This is a genomic window from Brevundimonas sp., assembly GCF_036676055.1.
Taxonomy (GTDB): domain Bacteria; phylum Pseudomonadota; class Alphaproteobacteria; order Caulobacterales; family Caulobacteraceae; genus Brevundimonas.
In genome coordinates this window covers 37,678-55,642 of the sequence record NZ_JAKFDS010000065.1, presented here as the reverse complement: position 1 = coordinate 55,642, position 17,965 = coordinate 37,678, and the positions used below count along the sequence as shown (strand labels likewise).

The 17,965-nt window shown below is 68.7% G+C and carries 18 protein-coding genes and 1 tRNA gene; 9 read left to right on the top strand and 10 right to left on the bottom strand.

Features of this window, described 5'->3' with window-relative positions; all coding sequences use genetic code 11:
* Positions 1–20: 20 nt before the first annotated feature.
* Together V6M45_RS11450 and V6M45_RS11445 are read right to left on the bottom strand one after the other, a co-directional pair.
* On the bottom strand, positions 21–794 hold the full coding sequence (locus V6M45_RS11450; protein WP_332656527.1) for an NAD kinase: 774 nt from the start codon (positions 792–794) through the stop codon (positions 21–23).
* A gap of 46 nt (positions 795–840) precedes the next feature.
* On the bottom strand, positions 841–1,947 hold the full coding sequence (locus V6M45_RS11445; protein ID WP_332656526.1) for a DUF2336 domain-containing protein: 1,107 nt from the start codon (positions 1,945–1,947) through the stop codon (positions 841–843).
* Between the two features lie 143 nt (positions 1,948–2,090).
* On the opposite strand from V6M45_RS11445, the gene V6M45_RS11440 reads away from it, so the two are divergent.
* From V6M45_RS11440 to V6M45_RS11425, 4 genes are all read left to right on the top strand, one after another.
* Positions 2,091–2,855 (top strand): class II aldolase/adducin family protein, encoded by a 765-nt coding sequence (locus tag V6M45_RS11440; protein WP_332656524.1) that lies wholly within the window; start codon positions 2,091–2,093, stop codon positions 2,853–2,855.
* The gene (locus V6M45_RS11435) at positions 2,852–3,628 is read left to right on the top strand and encodes a hypothetical protein (protein ID WP_332656522.1); all 777 of its coding nucleotides are present in this window, start codon (positions 2,852–2,854) and stop codon (positions 3,626–3,628) included. Before V6M45_RS11440 ends, V6M45_RS11435 begins: the two co-directional genes overlap by 4 nt.
* 121 nt (positions 3,629–3,749) lie before the next feature.
* The gene (locus V6M45_RS11430; protein ID WP_332656520.1) at positions 3,750–4,865 is read left to right on the top strand and encodes an efflux RND transporter periplasmic adaptor subunit; all 1,116 of its coding nucleotides are present in this window, start codon (positions 3,750–3,752) and stop codon (positions 4,863–4,865) included.
* Positions 4,865–8,083, top strand: coding sequence for an efflux RND transporter permease subunit (locus tag V6M45_RS11425; RefSeq protein WP_332656558.1), 3,219 nt, complete (start codon positions 4,865–4,867; stop codon positions 8,081–8,083). The genes V6M45_RS11430 and V6M45_RS11425 overlap by 1 nt, the downstream gene beginning before the upstream one ends.
* A 1-nt stretch (position 8,084) precedes the next feature.
* On the opposite strand, the gene V6M45_RS11420 is transcribed toward V6M45_RS11425, so the two are convergent.
* Positions 8,085–8,573 carry a c-type cytochrome gene (locus V6M45_RS11420; protein WP_332656518.1) on the bottom strand — a complete coding sequence of 163 codons (489 nt, stop codon included), beginning with the start codon at positions 8,571–8,573 and terminating at the stop codon, positions 8,085–8,087.
* Between the two features lie 142 nt (positions 8,574–8,715).
* Between V6M45_RS11420 and V6M45_RS11415 the strand changes: the two genes are divergently transcribed.
* On the top strand, positions 8,716–9,024 hold the full coding sequence (locus V6M45_RS11415; RefSeq protein WP_332656516.1) for a FeoA family protein: 309 nt from the start codon (positions 8,716–8,718) through the stop codon (positions 9,022–9,024).
* Entirely contained in the window at positions 9,024–10,895 is a 1,872-nt protein-coding gene (gene feoB / locus V6M45_RS11410) for a ferrous iron transporter B (RefSeq protein WP_332656514.1), read from the top strand. Before V6M45_RS11415 ends, feoB begins: the two co-directional genes overlap by 1 nt.
* Before the next feature lie 8 nt (positions 10,896–10,903).
* Here feoB and V6M45_RS11405 read toward each other — a convergent pair.
* Positions 10,904–10,979: transfer RNA gene (locus tag V6M45_RS11405), tRNA-Thr, on the bottom strand.
* Positions 10,980–11,023: 44 nt separating this feature from the next.
* The gene (locus V6M45_RS11400; protein WP_332656512.1) at positions 11,024–11,461 is read right to left on the bottom strand and encodes an HIT family protein; all 438 of its coding nucleotides are present in this window, start codon (positions 11,459–11,461) and stop codon (positions 11,024–11,026) included.
* Positions 11,462–11,564: 103 nt separating this feature from the next.
* On the opposite strand from V6M45_RS11400, the gene V6M45_RS11395 reads away from it, so the two are divergent.
* The gene (locus V6M45_RS11395; protein WP_332656510.1) at positions 11,565–11,918 is read left to right on the top strand and encodes a phage holin family protein; all 354 of its coding nucleotides are present in this window, start codon (positions 11,565–11,567) and stop codon (positions 11,916–11,918) included.
* A 1-nt stretch (position 11,919) separates the two neighbouring features.
* On the opposite strand, the gene V6M45_RS11390 is transcribed toward V6M45_RS11395, so the two are convergent.
* From V6M45_RS11390 to V6M45_RS11380, 3 genes are all read right to left on the bottom strand, one after another.
* A complete protein-coding gene (locus V6M45_RS11390) occupies positions 11,920–13,071 on the bottom strand; it encodes a GNAT family N-acetyltransferase (RefSeq protein ID WP_332656508.1) in 1,152 nt (383 codons plus the stop codon).
* Entirely contained in the window at positions 13,068–13,526 is a 459-nt protein-coding gene (locus tag V6M45_RS11385; RefSeq protein WP_332656506.1) for a RidA family protein, read from the bottom strand. The genes V6M45_RS11390 and V6M45_RS11385 overlap by 4 nt, the downstream gene beginning before the upstream one ends.
* Positions 13,527–14,108: 582 nt before the next feature.
* The gene (locus V6M45_RS11380; protein ID WP_332656504.1) at positions 14,109–15,353 is read right to left on the bottom strand and encodes a DNA polymerase IV; all 1,245 of its coding nucleotides are present in this window, start codon (positions 15,351–15,353) and stop codon (positions 14,109–14,111) included.
* A gap of 364 nt (positions 15,354–15,717) precedes the next feature.
* Between V6M45_RS11380 and V6M45_RS11375 the strand changes: the two genes are divergently transcribed.
* Together V6M45_RS11375 and V6M45_RS11370 are read left to right on the top strand one after the other, a co-directional pair.
* Positions 15,718–16,104: a response regulator gene (locus tag V6M45_RS11375; RefSeq protein ID WP_332656502.1), complete on the top strand. Its 387-nt coding sequence runs from the start codon at positions 15,718–15,720 to the stop codon at positions 16,102–16,104.
* Positions 16,101–17,462: a PleD family two-component system response regulator gene (locus tag V6M45_RS11370; protein WP_332656500.1), complete on the top strand. Its 1,362-nt coding sequence runs from the start codon at positions 16,101–16,103 to the stop codon at positions 17,460–17,462. The genes V6M45_RS11375 and V6M45_RS11370 overlap by 4 nt, the downstream gene beginning before the upstream one ends.
* A 3-nt stretch (positions 17,463–17,465) precedes the next feature.
* Here the strand turns inward: V6M45_RS11370 and V6M45_RS11365 are convergent, their stop codons facing one another.
* Positions 17,466–17,645 (bottom strand): hypothetical protein, encoded by a 180-nt coding sequence (locus V6M45_RS11365; protein WP_332656498.1) that lies wholly within the window; start codon positions 17,643–17,645, stop codon positions 17,466–17,468.
* Between the two features lie 118 nt (positions 17,646–17,763).
* Positions 17,764–17,931, bottom strand: a complete 168-nt coding sequence (rpmG, locus tag V6M45_RS11360; RefSeq protein ID WP_003164451.1) for a 50S ribosomal protein L33 — start codon at positions 17,929–17,931, stop codon at positions 17,764–17,766.
* Between the last annotated feature and the right edge of the window lie 34 nt (positions 17,932–17,965).

Below are 17,965 nucleotides of genomic sequence, written 5' to 3'. Positions count from 1 at the left end.
TTAAGAAGCGGTGCACGTCGTCAGGAGGCGAACTGTTCGGCCAGCACGCGCTCTTCGAACGAGCGGCCGGCGTCGAACAGCATGGTCAGCGCGATGTCGCGCCGCTCCCGCACCTCGACCCGCACCACGCGCCGCACCTCGAAACTGTCCGCCGTGGCGCTGACCGGCCGCTTGTCGGGCTCCATCACTTCGAAACGGACCCGGGCGGTGTGGGGCAGCAGGGCGCCCCGCCAGCGCCGCGGGCGAAAGGCGCTGATCGGCGTCAGGGCCAGCACCCGGGCGTCCAGCGGAATGATCGGCCCGTGGGCTGACAGGTTGTAGGCGGTCGAGCCGGCGGCGGTGGCCACAAGACAGCCGTCGCAGGACAGCTCCTCAAGCCGCACCCGTTCGTCGACCGTGATCCGCAGCTTGGCGCTTTGCCGGGTCTGGCGCAGCAGGGAGACCTCGTTGATGGCCAGTCCGCTCTGAACCGCGCCCGCCTCGGTCCAGGCGTCCATCTGCAGCGGGTGGATGACCGCCCGTCCCGCCGTGGCCAGCCGCTCCGGCAGGCCTTCCTCATTGTAGTCGTTCATCAGGAAGCCCACGGAGCCGCGGTTCATGCCGAACACCGGAGTGCGGCGCTGCAGATTGGCGTGAAGGGTCTCCAGCATGAAGCCGTCGCCCCCGAGCGCGACAATGACATCGGCCGTGGCGGCGTCCGCGGATCCGTACAGCTCGACGAGGCGGTCGCGGGCGACCACGGCTTCGGGACGGTCCGAGGCGGCGAAGGCGATGCGAAGGGGGGGCTGGGTCACGCGTCTACGCAAGCCGAGCCCGGGGGCGAAGTCAAACGCGCCGTGTTCAGCCCGCGACGAGGGCGCGGAACGAACGGGCCGCCGAGGCGGGCGAAATGGCGCCCCGCATCCATACGGGGTCGCCCGCGTCGCCCGGGGATCCGTCGTTGAGCAGGCGAATCTCGGCCAGCAGCGCGGGGTACACCGCCCGGTCCACGCCGACCGAGGCGCAGGCATAGAACAAGGCCTCGGGACTGCGGGCGGCCACCGCCTCGCGCACCTGGGCGACCGAGAATCCGCCCAGCGTCGCCAGCGCATGGACGAACAGACCTAGGCGACGCTCTCGGATCGCGCGGACGAGATAACCCGCCCGCAGCTGCCCCGCCGCCTGAAGCTTGGCGACGAGCCGTCGCTCCATCTCCTCCCGGTCCGGGTCATTGGCCGGAACGGGCACTATGGTTCCGGAGCGCGCATCATAGACGGATTGCTGTATCAGCGGCGCGAGCTTGCGTTCGTCGACCTGGAACCGCGCGCAGATGGACTGGCGCAGCGCCACGCCGACCCATTGGTACATCTGCTCCGCCAGTTGTTCGGTCATTCGCGGGTGGCGGGTCAGCGGACCGCGCAGCGCGGCGATTCGGCGCGACTGTTCGACCAGACGACGGAGGCCGTCGAGGCTGATCTCCGCGGTGCGGTTGAAGGCGAGAGCGGTCAAGGTCGCGGGTTCGCCACGATCGATGATCGCGTCCGCGACCCGGCCGCCGAGGTGAGGCCTGCGGGCGATCTCGATCTGATGTTCGAGCGTCGCCTCGACCAGAACGCGCAGCAGGTCATCGTCCTGCAACAGCGGGCTGGCCGCCAGAACGGGGCGGGCGATCTCGATTTCGTCGAGTGCGAGGACGTTGATCAGGGCAGGCGGGGCCCAATCGGCGCGCGCGAGCCGCTCCGACAGGACCTTGCGCACATCGCGTTCGGCCTGGCGCGCGAGGGTCAGGAAGATCTCGCTGAGGACCGGGGACAGTTCGCCGGCCGGCGGGCGGGAGTCGCACAGGGCCACGACGCCGAGCAGCAGCCGCTGCCGGGCATCGGTGCTGGGGTTGCGCGCCAAGGCCAGCAGATCCGGATAGGCCGGGGGAGAAGCCAGGGGAGGGGAGCGGAACTGAGCGACGGTCAAAGGCGTCTCCGGCGCGCCGACGATTCGGCTGGTCCAAGCGTAGCCACAGCGCGCTAAGGCAGGGTTAACGGAAGCTGAATCTTGACGCCGGCCCCGCCCGGCGCGAGCGTGCGCCGCCGCGCACAGCTGAAGGAGCGCCGAACATGGCCGACGGAGCGAACGTCTCGCTGAAATCCCGTGTCTCGGAGGCGGAGTGGAACGCCCGTGTCGAACTGGCCGCGCTGTACCGTCTGGTAGCGCTGCATGGCTGGGACGACATGATCTTCACCCATATCTCGGCGCGCGTTCCGGGGCCGGAAAGACATTTCCTGATTAACCCGTACGGCTACTATTTCGAGGAGATGACGGCTTCCTGCCTCGTGAAGGTCGATCTCGACGGGAACATCGTTCAGGACACCACCAGTTTCATCAATCCGGCCGGCTTCACCATCCATTCCGCTATCCACGCGGCGCGTGAGGACGCCCATTTCGTCATCCACCTGCACACCGTGGCCGGCGTTGGGGTCGCGGCGCAGCAGGAGGGCCTGCTTCCCTTGGGCCAGAACGCCTGTCTGCTCCAGCAACAGGTCGCCTATCACGGCTACGAAGGCCTGGCCCTGAACCACGACGAGCGCGAGCGACTGGTGGCCGACCTCGGCGACAAGCCCCTGATGCTGCTGCGCAATCACGGCACCCTTGCGGTTGGCCAGACGGCGGCGCAGGCGTGGATCGGCATGTTCTTCCTTGAGCGTGCCTGCGCCCAGCAGGTGGCGGCGCTCTCGGGCGGTCGCGACCATGTATTGATGGCGCCCGACGCGGCCCAGGCCGAGACCCGCGAACAGGGCAAGGGGATCGGATTCGTCTCGGCGCTCGCCTGGCCGGGAGCCCTTCGAATGTTGGATCGAAGGTCGCCGGGCTACGACGTGTGAACCGGGCCGGGGGGCTGCTGGTCGGATTGGCGGTCGCGGCTCTCGCCGCACCCGCAGCCGCCGGCGCGTGGAACCAGCCCAAGGGCAAGGGCCAGGTCATTCTGAAACTCGAGCATATGGTGGCGGAACGCGGGTTTGATCCTGACGGAGTTCTGGTCGACCTGCCAGCCGAGCGACGGGACACCTCCCTGGGGGTCTTCGCCGAGTACGGCCTGGCGGACAGGCTGACGGTCCGGTTCAAGGGCGATTGGCAATCAGGTGAGGACGCCTTCGTCGATTACGAGGGGCGAGGGCCGCTGGAGATCGGCGTCAGCTGGCAGGCCTGGCGGGACGAGCACGCCGCTGTAAGCCTCTACGCCGGCTACGCCACCGGCGGTGAAGGGCGCAATGCGGGCTATGCGGCGCCCGGACAGGGCGATGAGGACTGGGAGATAAGGGCCTCGGTCGGGCGCTCGTTCCAGAACGGCTGGGGACCGGCTTCGCCCCGGACCTTTGTCGAGCTCCAGGCGGCTCGGCGGATGCGGCAGGGCTTGCCGGACGAAACCCGCGTCGATGCGACCGTTGGCGCACACCTGGGTGAGGACTGGATGGTGCTGGGGCAGGCGTTCGGCGGCCGTACGGAAGATGGCGTTGCGCGCTGGTTGTCGCTGGAGGCGTCGGTGGTGAGGGACTTCGGCGCATGGAGCCTTCAGGCCGGCTGGCGCCAGACGGTGGCCGGACGGGAAACACCGGAGGCCAGCGGACCGGTAATAGGCATCTGGCGCCGGTTCTGATGCGTAGAACTTGCGGTCCAGGCGGCGACGGAATCTGAAACACCGGACGTTGCAGAGACTCTAGTTGCGTCGACGGCGGGAGCCGCTAAGTCGGCTCGTCCCCACCCGGAGCCTGCCCCGCGTGATCAAGCGTCACTTCTTCCTCGCCGCCGCCGCCGTCCTGTTGGGCCTGATGGTCCTGGCCGTGATCCTGCGTCTCGCCTTCGCCGGGGACGAGAAGGGCGGAGGACCGGGCGGCCGGGGCGGTCCGGGGGCGGGTCGGGGCCAGGCCGTTTCCCAAACGGTGGCGGCGCCCCGGGAATTCTCCGACGAGATCCGCGTCCTCGGCGTCGCGCGGGGGCGGCGCTCGGTCAACATCACCTCGTCGACCAGCGAACTGATCACCCGGGTCCTGTTCACCGACGGCCAGCGGGTCGCCGCGGGCGCCCCCCTTGTTGAACTTCAGGCGCGCGAAGAAGACGCCGACATCATTGAGGCGCGCTCGCGACTGGCGCAGGCCCAGCGCGAGTACGACCGCTACCGCGATCTGGCTGAACGGGGAGTCGCGCCGCGGGTGAGCGCAGAGAACGCCGAAACGGCCCTCGAGGCCGCGCGGGCGGGACTGTCGGCGGCCCAGGCCCGCCGTGGGGACCGCCTGATCCGGGCGCCTTTCGCCGGGGTCCTTGGCCTTACGAGCGTGACGGCCGGGACCCTGATCAATCCCGGAGCGGTGATCACCACCCTGGACGACATCAGCGTGATCCGCGTCGATTTCCCCTTGCCGGAACGATACCTCTCGGTGCTGCGGCCCGGCGTGCCGATCGTGGCCACGGCGGACGCCTTCGCCGGCGAGACCTTCCCCGGCCGCGTGGCCCTGATCGACACCCGGGTCAACGAGCAGACGCGCTCGGCCACCGCCCGTGCCGAGATCGCCAATCCGGGCGGGCGCATCCGTCCGGGCATGCTGATGCGGGTGTCTGTACGGCAGGGCGTGCGTCAGGGGCTCGCGGTTCCCGAGGCAGCCGTGCAGTACGAGGGCGACAGCGCCTTCGTGTTCCGTATCGCCCCCGGTGAACGCGGTCTGACAGCCCAGCGCATCGCGGTCGACGCCAGTTCGGTCGAGAATGGGTTCGTCGAGATACTGTCCGGACTGACCGCCGGCGACAGGGTCGTGGCCTCGGGCCTGAACCGTATCCAGCCCGGGTCGCCGGTGACCGTGGCCGGGGCGACCGCGCGCCGGGCGGGCGCGGCCCAATGATGCTGTCCGACGTCTCCGTCCGGCGCCCCGTCTTCGCGGCGGTGGCGGCGATCATGCTGTGCGTGATCGGCGCGGCTGCCTTCTTCTTCCTGCCTGTGCGGGAACTGCCGGACGTGGACCCGCCCGTAGTCTCGATCAACACGACCTACGCCGGCGCCTCGGCTGAGGTGATCGAAAGCCGGATCACCGAGCCGATCGAACAGCGCATCGCCGGCATCCAGGGCGTCGAGCGCATCAGCTCCACCAGCCGTGACGGCCGCTCCAGCGTCCGCATCGAGTTCTCGCTGGACCGGGACATCGACAGCGCCGCCAATGACGTGCGCGACCGTATCTCCCGCGTGGTCGGCAGCCTGCCGGATCAGGCGGATCCGCCGGAGGTGGCCAAGGCGGATACCGACAGTCAGCCGATTATGATCCTGTTCCTGCGCTCCAGCGAGATGGATCGCCTGGCCCTGACGGACTACGCGGACCGCTATCTGCTCGACCGGCTGGCGACGGTGCCGGGCGTGGCCCAGGTGCAGATCTATGGCGAGCAGCGCTACTCGATGCGCATCTGGCTCGATCCCGCAGCCTTGGCCGCACGGGGTCTGACCGTGACCGACGTCGAGTCGGCCCTGACCAGCCAGAATGTCGAACTGCCGGCGGGCGCGCTGGATTCGGGCGAGAAGAACTACACCGTGCGGGTGGCCCGCAATTACGCGCTGCCGGAGGATTTCCGGCAGCTGCCGATCGGCTCCCGCGGCGCGGGCGCGATCTCCGGGACGCCGGCCGGGGCCTCAAGCCTGAACGTGTCGAGCGGCGCGACGGGCGCCCTGCAGGGTCAGACGGCCTATGTCACCCGTCTGGGCGATGTCGCCCGGGTCGAGGAGGCTCCGGAGGAGGAGCGCCGCCTGTTCCGCGGCAATGGCCTGGATCAGATCGGTCTGGCCATCACCCGTCAGGCCCAGTCCAACGACCTGGCCATTTCGGACGGCGTGCGGGAGATGCTGGAGCAGGTTCGCCCCAGCCTGCCGGCCGGGACCGAGCTGGTCGTTGGTTCGGACAACTCCGTCTTCACCGCCCACGCGATCGATGAGGTCTGGATCACCATCGGCATCTCGCTGGCGCTGGTGGCGCTGGTCAATTTCGTCTTCCTCGGGACCCTGAGAGCCGCCTTCATTCCGTCGGTCGTGGCCCCGATCTGCCTGCTGTCGACCTTCATCATTCTGGCGCCGCTCGGCTTCTCGCTGAACCTGCTGACGCTGCTGGCCCTGGTGCTGGCCATCGGCCTTGTCGTGGATGACGCCATCGTCGTTACCGAGAATATCCAGCGCCGCATCGATCACGGCGAGCCGCCGCTGGTGGCGGCGGAGCGGGGCGCGCGGCAGGTGTTCTTCGCCGTTGTGGCCACAACGGTGGTGCTGTTGTCGGTGTTCGCACCGCTGCTGTTCCTTCCCGGCTACGTCGGACGGCTGTTTGTAGAGCTGGCGGCCGCCATCGCCGCCGCCGTCGCCTTTTCAGCCTTCCTCGCACTCAGTCTGTCGCCCATGCTGGCGTCAAAGATCCTGCGTCCCGCCTCCGGCTCGGGCTGGGTGGCCCGCCGGGTCGACCGAGGCATGGAGGCGCTCAAGAACTCCTACAGCAACTCGCTGACACTGCTGCTCGGCCGGCGTGCGGCCGTGGTCGGGGTGGCCGGCCTGATCACGCTGGTCGCCGCCGGCGCGGCGGCCATGTTCTTCACCCTGCCCAGCGAACTGGTTCCGCCGGAGGACCGGGGCCGCATTGTCGGCCGCGTACAGGGGCCCGAGGGCGCGGGCTTCGACTACACCCGCCGGATCATGCTGGGCCTCGAGCCCATCCTCGCCGAGTATCGTGAGTCCGGCGAGGTCGAGAGCTATCTGATCTCGGCCCCCGGCTTTGGTGGCGGGAGCTTCAATTCCGGGAATGCGGTGCTGACCCTGAAGGACTGGTCCGAGCGCGACCGTTCGGCCGACGAGATAGCCCAGGAGCTGAACCAGAAGCTGCGCAGCCAGACCGACGCCCAGGTCAATGTCAGCGTCCCCGGCGCCTTCCAGCGCGGCGGCGGCAATTCCAATTCGATCGAAATGGTCCTGACCGGGGCCGAATACGAGGACATGTTCCAATGGGTTCAGCCGATCCTGGCGGCGGCTCAGCAGAACCCGGGATTCTCGCGCCCCCGGCTGGATTATGAACCCAATGCGCCGCGCCTGCTGGTGGACGTCGATCCGCAGAAGGCGGCCGCCCTCGGCGTATCGTCGCAGGAGATTGGCCGGACCCTGCAGACCATGTTCGGTTCACGCCGCGCGACGACCTACATCCGCGGCGGTCAGGAGTATGACGTCATTCTGCAGACCGACCTCGAGAACCGTCGCTCCGTCGGTGATCTGGAGGCCCTGTACGTCTCGACCGGCGGCGGCCAGCTGGTGCCGCTATCCGCCGTGGTCGCCACGGAGACGTCGGGCGACACGCCCGATCGCCGTCGTTTGGATCGCCAGCGCAGCATCACCCTGAGCGCCGACCTGAACCCCGGGACCACCCTGGCCGACGCAATGTCGTTCCTGAACGATGCGGCGGCGGACCAGACCCAGGGCGTGGCCACTATCCAGTGGGGCGGCGCCGCGCGCGACCAGCAGGAGGCGGGCAGCGCCGTTGGCTGGGCCTTCGGTCTGGCTTTGCTGCTGGTCTTCCTTGTGCTGGCGGCTCAGTTCGAGAGCTGGATCACGCCGGCGGTCATCATGCTGACGGTGCCGCTGGCGGCGGCCGGTGGACTGTTCGGCCTGGTCATGGCCGGCTCCAGCCTGAATATCTACAGCCAGATCGGCCTGATCATCCTGATCGGGGTGGCCGCCAAGAACGGCATCCTGATTGTGGAGTTCGCCAACCAGCTGCGCGATCAGGGGCGGTCGATTCACGAGGCCATCATCGAGGCTTCCGCGCTGCGCCTGCGGCCGATCATCATGACCTCGATCGCGACCGCCTTCGGGGCCCTCCCGCTGGTGCTGTGGCAGGGAGCGGGAGCGGGCAGTCGGCAGACCATCGGCGTCGTCATCTTCGCCGGGGCGATGTTCGCGACCCTGCTGACCCTGTTCGTGGTGCCGGTGATCTACGGCGTGCTGGCGCGGTTCACGAAGTCGCCCGAGTACACGGCCCGGAAGATCGAGGCGTGGGAGGCGCAGGAAGGAACGGCCAACGATTCCGTGCCCGCCGCCGCCGAATAGGTCAGGGCCGGGCCGCGGGCGCGTAGCCCGTCTCGACCTTGAGGAAGGCGATCACATCGCGGCGATCCGTGGCGTCCGGAATGCCGGCGAAGCTCATCTTCGTGCCCTTCAGGAAGGTGCGCGGATTCTCCAGCCAGTGGTCCAGCCGTTCGCCGTCCCAGATGAAGCCCGCCTGTTTGACGGCCGCTGAGTAGTTGTAATCGGGGTGGACGCCCGCCTGGCGGCCGAAGACGCCGAACAGGTTCGGCCCCGTCATGTTCGGCCCGCCCTCTGTGATGGTGTGACAGGAGCGGCAGCGGGCGAAGACGCGGCGGCCGTTGTCGAGGTCAGCCTGATCGTAGGGCGCCGGAAGAGCCGCCAGAAGCGCCGCCTTTTCCGCAGCTGTGGGCGCGGGACGGTCCGGGGCGGGCGCGGTCGCGTCGCCTTCTCCTTTCTGGCCGCAGGATGCGAGAGCAAGGCCGGAGAGGATAATCAGGGCAGGGCGGTTCATGGGGGCCTCCGTAGCAGGCGACTGATAGCGAAACGTCCGGCGACGGCAACCGCTGCGACGCTTCGACAGGGTGGACGAACCGCTATCGCACCTGATAATCACTGTCATATAGGCGCGCCGGTCGCGCCACAGCGTGAGCGTCATGTCCGACACCATCCGACTCAGTCAGGCCCGCCGCGGCGATCGCGGCGTCATCATTCAGGTCGGCGGTCATTGTCATCACGACGAGCACGCGCTGGAGCTCGAGCGACGCCTGCTGGAGCTGGGGTTCGTGGAGGGCGCGCGGATCGAACTTCTGCATGAGGGACTGGTAGGCGGCGACCCGATCGCCATGAAGGTGGACGATATGCGCGTCGCCCTGCGTCGGCATGAGGCCGCGGGGCTGGTCGTCCGGATCGATACCGCGCTCACGACGATCGCCGAACCCGCTGCCGACCAGGTCGCCGCCTGATGGATATGGCGGTTCGGAGCGCGCGGGTCGCGCTCGTCGGCAATCCCAACAGCGGCAAGACGGCGCTGTTCAACGCCCTGACAGGCTCCCACCAGAAGGTGGCGAACTACGCCGGCGTGACCGTGGAGCGGAAGGAAGGCCTGATCCGCACCGGCGACGGGCGCACCCTGTCGGTCCTCGATCTGCCCGGCACCTATTCCTTGCGCGCGCGCAGCCCCGACGAGGAAGTGACCCGCGACGCGGTGCTGGGGCGACTGGCCGGCGAGGTTCCGCCCGACGTCATCGTCTGTGTGGCCGACGCCACCAACCTGCGGCTGGTGCTGCGGCTGGCGCTGGAGCTGAAGGCGGTCGGGCGGCCGATGGTGCTGGCCCTGAACATGTACGACATCGCCCAGCGTCAGGGGCTGCGGATCGATCTGCAGCGGCTTGAAGCCGAACTGGGCGTCCCCGTCGTCACCACGACCGCGACCCGCCGGCGCGGCATCGAGGCGTTGGTCGCGGCCGTCGATACTGCGGCCGGGACGATGCCCCAGGCCGCCGGGATGGCCTGGACGCCGCCGGATGCAACCGCCCTGCGCGGCGCCGCCCGCGAGGCCGAGCGGATCATGAAGGCCTGCGTTCAGCCGCCGGAGCGGCCCGACACCCTGACCGGACGGATCGACTCCGTGCTGCTGCACCCGGTCGGCGGGCTCGTGATCCTGCTGGGCCTGCTGTTCGTGATGTTCCAGGCGGTCTTCACCTGGGCCACGCCGCTGATGGACGGGATCGAGGCCAGTCTGGGCCTGCTCGGCGCCTGGGTCGCGGCCTTCATTCCGGACGGCGTGTTCCAGAGCCTGATCGTCGACGGACTGATCTCGGGCGTTGGCAGCGTGCTGGTGTTCCTGCCGCAGATTCTGATCCTGTTCCTGTTCATCATCGTGCTTGAGGACTTCGGCTACATGGCCCGGGCCGCCTTTCTGATGGACCGGATCATGGGCGGTGCGGGCCTGCACGGACGAGCCTTCATTCCCCTGCTGTCCAGCTTCGCCTGCGCCATTCCCGGCATCATGGCCACCCGGGTGATCGACTCGAAGCGGGACCGGCTGACGACCATCATGGTGGCGCCGTTGATGACCTGTTCGGCGCGGATCCCGGTCTACACCCTGATCATCGCCGCCTTCATCCCGAACGAGACCGTCTGGGGCTTCGCCAACATGCAGGGGCTGGTGATGTTCGGCCTGTACGCCACGGGCATTCTCAGCGCGCTGGCCGTGTCCTTCGTGATCCGGCGCATCTTCTGGCGCGGGGCGGTGGAGCCATTCATGATGGAGCTGCCGGCCTACAAGGCTCCCGATGTCCGCAGCGTGCTGTTCAATCTGTGGCTCCGCGCCCGGATCTTCCTTGAGCGTGCCGGGCGGATCATTCTGCCGTTGATGGTGCTGATCTGGGCCCTGTCGACCTTCCCCTATCCGCCGGAGGGGGCGACCGGGCCGGCCATCGACTACAGCTTCGCCGGCATGCTCGGGAAGGCGCTCGAGCCGATCTTCGCGCCCATCGGCTTCAACTGGCAGATGGTTATCGCCCTGATCCCCGGCATGGCGGCGCGGGAGGTGGCGGTGGCCGCCCTGGGCACGGTCTACGCCGTGGCCGACCCGGAGAGCGCCACGGCCGTCCTGGCCACGACCCTGGCCGGACAATGGTCGCTGGCGACCGGCCTGGCCTTCCTGGCCTGGTACGTGTTCGCGCCGCAGTGCGTGGCGACGCTGGGGGTGGTCAAGCGGGAGACCAATTCCTGGAAGTGGATGTGGGCGATGGTCGTCTACATGTTCGCCCTGGCCTATCTCGCCGCGCTGATCACCTACCGGATCGCGGTCGCCATGGGCGGCGGCTGACGGAGGACTGGTGCCGGTTGCAGGAATCGAACCCGCGACCTTCGGTTTACAAAACCGCTGCTCTACCAGCTGAGCTAAACCGGCGTCCGTCGTGACGGCGGCCCTTATGCTGGCAGGCCGGGCCCGGGTCAATCGAGGGCGGCGGCGATGCGGTCGGCGAGGGCGCGCAGCGCCTCCGGCTCGGCCATGGGAGCGTGGCCGTGACCCTTCATGGGCCGGTCGGACCAGCGCGGCACGATGTGGAAATGCAGGTGGAAGACGGTCTGGCCGCCCGCCTCGCCATTGAACTGCATGATCTGGAAGCCTTGCGGCCGCAGGGCCTTGACCACGGCGCGGGCGGTGCGCCGGGTGGCGTCGGCCAGCCGGGCCAGGACCTCGGGCTCAATGTCGAGCAGGGTGCGGGCCGTGGAGGTCTTGGAGATGACCAGCACATGGCCCTCGGACTGGGGAAAGACGTCCATGAAGGCGAGGATGTGGTCGTCCTCCCAGACCTTCACTGAAGGAATCTCGCCGCGCAGGATCTTCGCGAAAATGTTGTCGGGATCGTAGGGGGCTTGAAGGGTCATCGGGGCGCTCCGGCAAGTTCAGGCGAGGCTAGCAACGGCGACCGGGAGGGGGGAGCCCCGGCGGCGTTCGGGTGTTATGGTCAAGGTCCAGAGGGAGTCGGCAATGCTGCGTTTCATCGTCCAGTTTCTCGTCACCTGCCTGGCCTTGTGGCTGGCGGCGCAGGTCGTGCCCGGGGTCGGGTTCACCGACACGCCGACCCTGCTGTTGGCCGCGATCCTGCTGGGGATCGCCAACGCCATCGTGCGGCCGGTCCTGACCGTCCTGACCTTCCCGCTGACGATCATCACCTTCGGCCTTTTCCTGCTGGTGGTGAACGCGGCGGTCATCGGTCTGGTGGCGGCCCTGCTGGGCGGCTTCGTGGTCGACGGCCTGACGGCCGGCATCGGCGCGGCCATCGTCACCGGCGTGGTCAGCTGGATCGCCGGCTGGTTCATCGGCGGCGACCGGCGCGACTGAGTCACTGGACGTCCTTGCGGAAGGGCGAGAGCTCTTCCGTCAGGGCGCCGATTTCGGCGGCGACGGCGGGCCGTTCGCGCGCCAGATAGTCTGCGACCGGGCGGCGCAGGGCCGGGTCGGCGATCCAGTGGGCCGAGTAGACCGGCGAGGGCAGATAGCCGCGGGCGATCTTGTGCTCGCCCTGGGCCCCGGCCTCGACGCGCGCGAGGCCGCGCTCGATGGCGAACTCGATGGCCCGGTAGTAGCAGAGCTCGAAATGGAGGAAGGGGACCTCCTCCAGCGCGCCCCACTGGCGGCCGTAGAGGGCGTCGCGGCCGATCAGGTTGAGGGCGCCGGCGATGGGCGTTCCCTCGCGGAAGGCCATGACCAGGGCGATGCGGTCGGCCATGGTCGCGCCGATGCGGCTGAAGAAGTCGCGGGTGAGATAGGGCCGGCCCCATTTGCGCTCGCCGGTGTCCATGTAGAAGGCGAAGAAGGCGTCCCAGTGGGCCTCCGTGATGTCGGCGCCGGTGAGGGTGCGGATGTCGAGGCCGGCCTGGGCCTCGCGGCGCTCGCGGCGGATGGTCTTGCGCCGGTTCGAGGACAGGGCGGCGAGGAAGTCGTCGAAGGTCTGGTGGCCGCCGTTGCGCCAGACGTACTGCATGTCCTGACGCTGCAGCAGGCCGGCCTCGCCCATGGCGTCCCATTCGGGTCGGGTCGGAAAGTTGACGTGCAGGGAGGAGACGCCGAGCCGTTCGGTCAGGGCGATGGCGCCCTGCAGCAGGGCCTCGCGCACCGTGGCGGGATCGGCGTCGGGATGGGCGAGGAAGCGGGGGCCGGTCACGGGGGTGAAGGGCACGGCGGCCAGCAGCTTGGGATAGTAGCGGCCGCCGGCCCGTTCGTAAGCGTCGGCCCAGCTGTGGTCGAAGACGTATTCGCCCTGGCTGTGGCCCTTGAGCCAGAGGGGCAGGACGCCGAGGACACGGCCGGCCTCGTCCTGAAGAGAAAGGTGGCGGCCGGCCCAGCCTTCGCGCGGGACGGCGCTGCCGGAAGCCTCGCAGGCGTCGAGGAAGTCGAAGGAGACGAACGGGTCGCCGGCGGGGAACGCGCAGGCGTCCCAGGCCTCGCGGCCGATGTCGGCGACCCGATCGTGAACGCGGAGGGTGAAGGTCACCGCACCTCGACGATGGCGTCCACCTCGACGGCGAAGCCGAGCGGGAGCTTGTAGACGCCGACGGCCGAGCGGGCGTGGCGGCCCTTGTCGCCGAAGGCCTCGACCATCAGGTCGGAGCAGCCGTTGATGACGGCCGGGATGGCCTCGAAGTCGCCGGCGGCCTGGACGAAGCCGCCCAGTTTGACAACGCGGACGACGCGCTCGAGGTCGCCGCCGAGGGCCGCCGACATCTGGGCCAGCAGGTTGATCCCGCACAGGCGAGCGGCGGCCTTGGCCTGCTCCGGCGTGACGTCGGCGCCGACCGTGCCCTTGATCCCGCCGGAGGCGTCGTTCGACAGCTGGCCGGAGATGTGGAGCAGGTTTCCGGTCTGGACGAAGGGCACATAGTTGGCGACCGCGCTGGCGGGCTCAGGCAACTGGATGCCGAGTTCGGCGAGGCGGGCGGCGACGGTCATGGGCAGGCTCCTGATGGGGATGTGGGGGCGGTTTAGCGCGAGGGAAGGGCGGCGTCGATGCGGGGAGGGCGGCGGAAGCACCGTCCCTCAGCCCGGCGCGCTACAGAAAGGGCCGACACGGGTTTAACCCGGGTAAAAAGCGAAAATTGGCGTCCGAACCGTCCGAAGCGTCCGAAGCGTTCGCTATCGGATTGGCGCCGCGCCTCGGGCCGCGGGGGTGGGTGCGATTGTCAAAGACCGGTCGGGGTCGAAACGGAGCATTGTACGCCCGCTGAATTCCGGGGCGGGAAGATCGCGTCGAGAAAAGGCGATGTGGTTGATATCGGAGGAGAATTTTGTGACAACCCGACCATATTTTCGCGGATTGGGAGCACAGCGTCATGGCGACTTGTCCTTCTCCCGAGGGGAGAAGGTGGCGGGGCGGAGCCCCGTCGGATGAGGGACGGATGTTGGGGGCGGCGCAAGCCGCCGCTCCGGACAGCGACGCGGCTTGCGCCGACACCGACAGTGGACCCTCACCCTTGAGCGCGAGGACGACGGCTACGCCGCCGTGCGCTCAAGCCCTCTCCCATCGGGAGAGGGTTATTTCAGCGCTCTACCCGCCACCACAGCCCCCGCTCCGAATTTTGCGCGCAAGCGGTCGATGGCGGTTTCGGTCTTGAGGGTGCGGGCCTCGAGGGAGTCGAACAGGGCCGAGGGGGCGTCGACGGCGTCGTGGACCTCGCCCATGCCGATGCCGATCAGGCGGTAGGGGCGGCCCAGTTCGGGGGCCATCAGGGCGCGGCCGGCGGCGAACAGGGCGCGGGCGGTCTGGACCGGCTCGGGCAGGGTGACGCGGCGGGTGACGATCCTGAAGTCGGTGCGGCGCAGTTTCAGCACCACGACCCGGCTGGCGACGCCGTCGCGGCGGGCCTTGGAGGCCAGTTTCTCGCACAGGGGCCAGAGCTCGGCCTCGAGATCGGCGGCGGCGGTCAGGTCCTCGTTGAAGGTGGTCTCGGCGCTCATGCCCTTGCGGTCGTGCTCGGGCTTCACGGCGCGCGCGTCGCGGCCGTGGGCCAGGTCGTGCAGGCGCAGGCCGGTCTCGCCATAACGTTTGACCAGATCGCGGACGTCGGCGGCGGCGAGATCGCCGATGGTGGCGTAGCCGTCGCTCTGCAGGGTCTTGCGGAACACCGGGCCGACGCCGGGCAGGACGCCGACAGGTTTGGGCGCCAGCAGGGCCTGGGCCTCGGAGCCGATGACCGAGAAGCCGCGCGGCTTGTCGAGCTCGGAGGCGACCTTGGCGAGGAAGCGGTTGGAAGCCAGGCCGATGGAGACGGTCAGGCCGGTTTCATCCTCGATCCGCTTCTGCAGCCGGACCAGCTGGAAGGCCGGCGGGCCGCCGTTGAGGCGTTCGGTGCCCGACAGGTCGATCCAGGCCTCGTCCAGCGACAGGGTCTGGACCAGCGGCGTCAGTTCGCGCACGGCGCCGAAGATGGCCTCGCTGGCGGCGACGTATTTGCTGAAGTCAGGCTTGATGACGACCGCCCCGGGGCAGGCCTTGAGCGCCTTGAACATCGGCATGGCCGAATGGACGCCGTACTGGCGGGCGACGTAGCAGCAGGTCGAGACGACGCCGCGCTTGCCGCCGCCGACGATGACGGGCTTGTCGCGCAGCTCGGGCCGGTCGCGCTTTTCGACCGAGGCGTAGAAGGCGTCGCAGTCGAGGTGGGCGATGGCGAGGGTCGAGAGCTCGTCGTGGCGGACGACCCGGCGCGAGGCGCAGGCCGGGCAGCGCTCGACGGGGGCGTCGGCGGTCCGGAGGCAGTCGCGGCAGATGGATTTCATGCGCGGGCGCGGGTCATGGCGGGAAGCTTAGTATCGATCATCTGCACGGTTTCCCCCACTGCTTTCGTCATCCTCCGGCGAGCGTAGCGAGACCGGGGGACCCAGCGGCGCCGGAGGCGATCTGTTCAGGCAGGCTGTCGTGAGCTGCGGCGCTCTCGACAGCTTCGCGCTGCCGCGCGCCGCTGGGTCCCCCGGTCTGCGCCGCGAAGGCGCGGCTTGCCGGAGGATGACGAAAGCGAGGGAGTAACCCTGACAAGGCCGCTTCACGTCAACTTAAGAGAACCGGGGACAGACTGCTCACGAAGAAGGCGAACAAGCCTCCGCGCAGCCGCGCATTCCTGAGAGGCGAACAGGCCGGGTGATGATGTCGAAGACGGTCCTCATCGTTGAGGATAACGAGCTGAACATGAAGCTCTTTCATGATCTGCTCGAATCCCAGGGGTACCGCACCCTGCAAACCCGCGAGGGGTTGCAGGCGCTCGCCCTGGCGCGTCAGCACCACCCCGACCTGATCCTGATGGACATCCAGCTGCCCGAGATCAGCGGCCTGGAAGTGACCAAATGGCTGAAGGACGATGAGGAGCTGAACCACATCCCCGTCATCGCCGTGACCGCCTTCGCCATGAAGGGCGATGAGGAGCGGATCCGGCAGGGAGGCTGCGAGGCCTATATCTCCAAGCCGATCTCGGTGATGCATTTCCTCGAGGTGGTCCGCAAACACCTCGGGCCGGTCGAGGCGCTGGTCCCATGACGGCGCGTATTCTGGTCGTCGACGACGTCGAGCCGAACGTCCGCCTGCTCGAGGCCAAGCTGACGCTGGAATACTATGAGGTGCTGACGGCGATGGACGGCGCCAGCGCGCTGGAGATCGCGGCGGCGGAACGGCCCGACATTATCCTGCTGGACGTGATGATGCCCGGCATGGACGGGTTCGAGACCTGCCGGCGGCTGAAGGCCGATCCGGTGACGCGGCATATTCCGGTCGTGCTGGTCACCGCCCTCGATGGCCGCGAGGACAAGATCAAGGGACTGGGCGTCGGGGCCGACGACTTCGTCACCAAGCCGATCGACGACGTCATCCTGTTCGCCCGGGTCAAGTCGCTGGTGCGGCTGAAGGCGGTGATGGACGAACTGCGGGAGCGCGAGGAAAGCGGCCGCCGGCTGGGCGTCGATTCGGACGGCGCCGGGCGACTGCGCGGCTCCGGCGGCCGGGTGCTGATCGTCGACGACAACGAGTTGCAAAGCGAGAAGATGCAGGCCCATCTGGCCGGCGAACACCGGCCGGTGGTCGAGGCGGACCCGGCGGCGGCCCTGATCGCGGCCCGCGGGCCGATCGACCTGATGATCGTCAATGTGGCCAGCAGCAGCTTCGACGGCCTTCGCTTCGTGGCCCAGGTGCGGTCGAGCGAGGCCTCGCGCAGGACGCCGATCCTGGCGGTGGTCGAGCCGTCGGACCGGCCGCGCCTGCTGAAGGCGCTGGAGCTGGGCGTCAACGACATCCTGCCGCGTCCGGTCGATCCGGAAGAGCTGATGGCGCGGGCGCGGACCCAGATCAAGCGCAAGCGCTACGCCGACTTCCTCAAGGAGAAGCTGGACTACAGCCTCGAGATGGCGGTCACCGACGCGCTGACGGGGCTGCACAACCGCCGCTACATGGCGGGGCAGCTGCAGGCCATGGTGGGGCGGGCGGCGCACGGCGGCGATCCGGTCGCGGTGCTGGTGATGGACATCGACCACTTCAAGGCAGTCAACGACAGCTTCGGCCATGACGCCGGCGACGAGGTGCTGCGCGAGTTCGCGGTGCGGCTGGCGACGAATGTGCGGGCCATCGACCTGCCGTGCCGCTTCGGCGGCGAGGAGTTCGTGGTGGTGATGCCGGGCGCGAGCCTGGAGGACGCCGCCCGGGTGGCCGACCGCATCCGCCGCGACATCGAGGCCCAGCCCTTCCCGATCATGGGCGGCAGCGAGGGCCTGACCATCACCGTCTCGGTAGGGGTGGCGGCGAGCGTGGCCGGGGATACGCCGGAGGCCCTGCTGAAGCGGGCCGACGAAGGGGTCTATGAGGCCAAGGCGCATGGCCGCAACCAGGTCATCGCAAGGGCCGCCTGAGGCCTAGCGGCTCATCCAGGGCTTGGATTTGCCGGCCGCGATGCTGGCCGCCTGTTCGCGTTGGAAGCGGCCGCCGCGGGGCGGTTTGGGGCGGGCGTCGATGATCGCCTGCTTGAGGCGGAGGGCCCGCTGGATGGGGGTCTCGCCAGCCGGCGCCTGCTGGTCGTCGTCGTGAACGGTCATCCCGCAGCCTACCACGCCCGACAACGAAAAACGCCCGGCCTTGCGACCGGGCGTTCGAAAATCCTCGGATCGGCCTCGCTTCGCTCGTTGTCCGAGGATGACGAGGTCGTAAGGCGCCTTACTTGATCTTGCCTTCCTTGAACTCGACGTGCTTGCGCACGACCGGGTCGTATTTCTTGACGACCATCTTCTCGGTCATGGTGCGGGCGTTCTTCTTGGTGACGTAGAAGAAGCCCGTGTCGGCGGTCGAGTTCAGGCGGATCTTGATGGAAGCCGGCTTGGCCATCGGAATTACCTTTGCGACGGCGAAAGCCGCTGAA